The 3,976-nt window shown below is 51.7% G+C and carries 4 protein-coding genes; all 4 read right to left on the reverse strand.

Translation table 11 applies throughout. The features are described 5' to 3' along the window. Positions 1-73 precede the first annotated feature (73 nt). Positions 74-703 (reverse strand): restriction endonuclease subunit S, encoded by a 630-nt coding sequence (locus ABRP88_RS11220; RefSeq protein WP_349837241.1) that lies wholly within the window; start codon positions 701-703, stop codon positions 74-76. Between the two features lie 253 nt (positions 704-956). Next, positions 957-1,958, reverse strand: coding sequence for an HsdM family class I SAM-dependent methyltransferase (locus tag ABRP88_RS11225; protein ID WP_349837242.1), 1,002 nt, complete (start codon positions 1,956-1,958; stop codon positions 957-959). Continuing rightward, on the reverse strand, positions 1,933-2,520 hold the full coding sequence (locus tag ABRP88_RS11230; RefSeq protein WP_349837243.1) for a hypothetical protein: 588 nt from the start codon (positions 2,518-2,520) through the stop codon (positions 1,933-1,935). The genes ABRP88_RS11225 and ABRP88_RS11230 overlap by 26 nt, the downstream gene beginning before the upstream one ends. 267 nt (positions 2,521-2,787) lie before the next feature. Further along, positions 2,788-3,669: a tRNA pseudouridine(38-40) synthase TruA gene (gene truA, locus ABRP88_RS11235; RefSeq protein WP_349837244.1), complete on the reverse strand. Its 882-nt coding sequence runs from the start codon at positions 3,667-3,669 to the stop codon at positions 2,788-2,790. Positions 3,670-3,976 lie beyond the last annotated feature (307 nt).

Raw genomic sequence — 3,976 nt, forward strand, 5'->3', positions numbered from 1 at the left:
CTACCCCCGGTACCCGATATCCGCACCGGTCGGTACTCGATACCGCCCTACCGGTACTAAATAGCGTCGCGCGTCACAATTGGCGGTTGTTTGCCTTATAAGCACTGGTAGGATGGATATCGAACAGGTCACCAACACGGAATTGTTCCCATTTGTAAGTATCAATCTGAGCAGCCTGACGGGCATTGAGGGCTATCAGAGAATCAAGTTTCGATTCCTGCTTCTTCAACTCGTCTCGCATCACATCTTCCATATATTGCCAATCAGGCTCTCCTGTGGATGTGATGGGGAGTTTGATGACTTCTTTTCGTATTCTCCCCAAGGTCGCCCCATTTGCCCAATCATATTTTCTGAGCACCGCTTTTATGCATGGCACTACAAACAGTGCCACACATTCGTTGAACCGTGGATGATCTACTGTGTGTACGTTTTGTCCGGTAAAGAATGCATTGGGTTGATAATGGACCGTTTGTGTATCCAGCCCAACGGTTATGACGCCACCTTTTTCCAATTGGTACCTGGAATCTTGATCTTCGGTCACATACTGCGTTATAGCGTTGTTATCTTCGGACCGTGTAATGTAGGGAATGTCGCCAACGGCATGATTAAGCTTATTCTTATCGATTCCGCTAATCGTCGAGTGAATATCAAACACCTCCTCGATGACAAAATCTCCCCACCCGGAGGTATCGATTACGCTCACTTTTCTACCTCCCAACGTACTACGTCGCTAGTCTCCATCATTTTCGCACTGTATGTAGACAAGAGTCCCAGACGCTCTTGTGTAGCTTTAACATCGATTCCACGTTGGAACATAACGTAGTCCAATGCTGTACGTGCGAGGTCTTCTTCCGCTAGCTCAAAAGGCTTGATAGGGGCTTGCCAGCTCAGGCATTCATCAGTGCTATGCCATTGACCGGTGCCGAAAAGCGAATCATCGCGCCTTTCAACAGCGTCTACCCAGTAGTCTTCCATTTCAGGCCATTTATTGTGAACATCGTGACGGCCTTTATTTTTGACCGTGACGAGACCATCTTTTTCGACGTTGACAGCAAAAACTGCTTATCTTCTTGAGGGATACCAGCTTCGAAGATGAAGATAGAGGTAGTGACACCCACTCCGAAGAAGAGGTTCTCTGGGAGCTTAACCACTGTACGAAGACGGTGGTTACGCAGCATACGTTTCATCTGCGCCTTTCCCGTCTTCTCCAGCTTCTTATCGGGAAGAATAAATCCACATGGTACGCCAGTTTTCACACTGTTTAGCACATTTTCAACAATCGTCATGCATCCAAACTTGTTCTCGTAAGGTGGATTCATGAGAACTTTGGTAGCACTGGTGGATTCGATCCAGCTTGCTGCGGTCTCGGTACGAGAGTCTAGGTGTGCAAGGTTTGTCTTTCCATCCTTATGGATAAGCATGTTCGCGCATGCAAGGGCGAATATTTCTCGGTCAAACTCAATCCCGTAGAGCTGTTCTTGTTTAATCTTCTTGGCTTTTCGGGTTTTGACACCACCGGATTCTTGGATCATGTTGGCCATGGACTTTACTAAGAAAGCACCAGAACCACATGCAGCGTCAAGAACGCGATCATTTCTGTTTACTTCAAGCAGGCGGTACATGAAGCTTGTAATGTGGTCCGGCGTGAAGACCTGACCTGCTTCAGACTTTTTCTTGTAGCGGTTGAACTCATTGAAGAAGATAGCCATGACATCTTCGCCGTTCCATGCAGAGGAGTTAATCAAGCCGGAAATCTCTGTGACCCAGTCAATAAATTTCGCAATCAGGTCCGTAAGACGTTGAATCTCGCGTGGATCATCATCATCTGTGGAGACGTTCATTTTAATCTCAGAGTAGACTTCGGAAAGTAGTTGTAACTTCGAGTTCTGCTCCTTATCCGAACGAATTGCTTTATTTAAAGCATTGAGCACACTAGTGTGGAACTCGTAGTAGTCCATGCCCGGCACAAGGATAGCGTCGAGCGACAAGAGCGCAAGCTGTGAAAATCATGCGGTGATAAAGGTTCTTGATGCCGAAATCGCCGTGTAGAGAATTGTTGATCCGCATGGTCAATTCGTAGATACGACTTTTATTGATTGGCTTTTCCAGTAGCCTGTCCACGTAATAATCACGTGACTGTAACTCGTCGGGAACATCAAGTGGCTCACCACTGACGTAAGCCCGAGTACGCTCGCCATCGTATACGATGCCAATGACCGAGTCGTAGCGTGTGCGCACGACGTCGCAGTATTTCTCAACCTGACCCTTGAGCTTAGGCGAGTCGATGGGCATACTGTCCTGGGCCTTGGTCTCTAGGACGATGGCAACCAGTCCACGGTCGCGGGGAAGATACCAACCATCTGGTTTAAGCGAGATTCCCTTGCCGGTGAATCCCAACGATTTTAGTGTGGTGATCTGGCCTACTCCAGCGCGAGCATCATTGGGGTCGACGTTATCGAAACCCAACAGCTTTCCTGCATGATCACGAACTTCATCCTCTGTCATCAGTTGGCGGCTCATATTTTACTGTTTCCTTACGTGTGCAAAATCGCTAAATTGCGAACACCACCGAGACTATCAGGCCTTTGAGATCTGCAATCTCAGGTGCACCTGTTCACAATAGGAGACAATTTCCCACACTAGCGGACGCAACCAAATTAATGGCCCGAGACTTGGGCCTTGGTCGTTGGCAATGGACGTGCCATGAATTTCCCCCCGAAAATTCTAAATAAACCCAGGCCTCAGGCTAGCGCAGGCACCACGGCCCTGCCACTTGGCAGCGTGTGCTCACAACACGGTGCGCTTTTCTCGCGTCACGTCTGCCCGCGCGGACATTTCGCCCGCCTCCGGGTAATCCACCTGGACTAAAGACAGGCCCTTCGCCGGTGCCACCGGGATGCGGGAGGAGCGCTTTGTCTCCTGCAGCAAGGCCGCGGCGAAGTCGACGTTCCTGCGGCCTTCCCCGACACTTAAGCAACAACCCACTAAGGAGCGGACCATCGACCAGCAGAAGGCATCCGCGGTCACTCGGGCTTCAAAGAGCTGCGGTTCCTCCTGCGTCGATACATCCCGCCAGCTAAAATCCTGTAATTCGCGAATGGTGGTGGCATTTGGCTTGGCCTTGCAAAAGGCCGCAAAATCGTGCAAGCCCACCAAGACGTTGGCCGCGTCCTGCATGGCTTCGATATCTACCGGTTTGAACCATTCGGCCGTATCGCGCGCCCTTGTCGGCAACGCACCCCGCTGGCTAGTGGTTATCCGGTACACATAATGCCTGCGCAGCGCGGAAAATCGGGCATCAAAACCGTCTGGCGCGAACTCGCAGCCATGCACCCGAAGGTCTTCCGGCAACAACTTGGCAAGCCTGCGCACCAACTTCCCGGGATCATTTGCTACGGACCGTTGCTCCAGCATCTCCTGCGGCACATCCACGTGCGCCACCTGCCCGCGAGCATGGACGCCCGCATCCGTACGCCCAGCTACCGTCAGCGGTACCTCCGTGCGAGCGATCATTGCTAGCTGCTCCTCGAGCACGCCTTGGACGGTACGCAGTCCGCCCTTTTGCCTGGCCCAGCCGTGGAAATCGGTGCCGTCATAGGCCAGATCTAACCGGAGCCGAACGAATCCTTCTGCTGGTCCCTCATCTGCGATCGGTGCTGCTTCAGTCATGGTGGACCTAATGCTACCGGAGGCATCGGCGAGTTCCCGAAATGTGCAACCTCTCCTGCTACACCTCCCCTGTTCGTTTTGAGCAGAAAATGCAATATCTGAAGGCCGTATTTGCTCAGTTATTGCAGTGGAGGATGCGCATAGGAGGTTGAGCGTAGGAGGTTGTACAGAGGTTGAGCGTAGGAGGTTGTACATAGGTGTCGTTGTGGATTGGAAGTTGCGTGGTCCGCTGCATGGCGAAGTCGCACGAGGGAGTGGGACGAGGGAGTGGGACGAGGGAGTGGGACGAGGGAGTGGGACGAGGGGC

The organism is Corynebacterium sp. KPL2734 (assembly GCF_040225595.1).
GTDB classification, from domain to species: Bacteria; Actinomycetota; Actinomycetes; order Mycobacteriales; family Mycobacteriaceae; genus Corynebacterium; species Corynebacterium rhinophilum.

Excerpts from the sequence above, each read along its gene's own strand:
- truA (WP_349837244.1), bottom strand. The coding sequence starts at position 3,669 with ATGACTGAAGCAGCACCGATCGCAGATGAGGGACCAGCAGAAGGATTC.
- ABRP88_RS11230 (WP_349837243.1), bottom strand. The coding sequence starts at position 2,520 with ATGAGCCGCCAACTGATGACAGAGGATGAAGTTCGTGATCATGCAGGA.
- ABRP88_RS11225 (WP_349837242.1), bottom strand. The coding sequence starts at position 1,958 with ATGGACTACTACGAGTTCCACACTAGTGTGCTCAATGCTTTAAATAAA.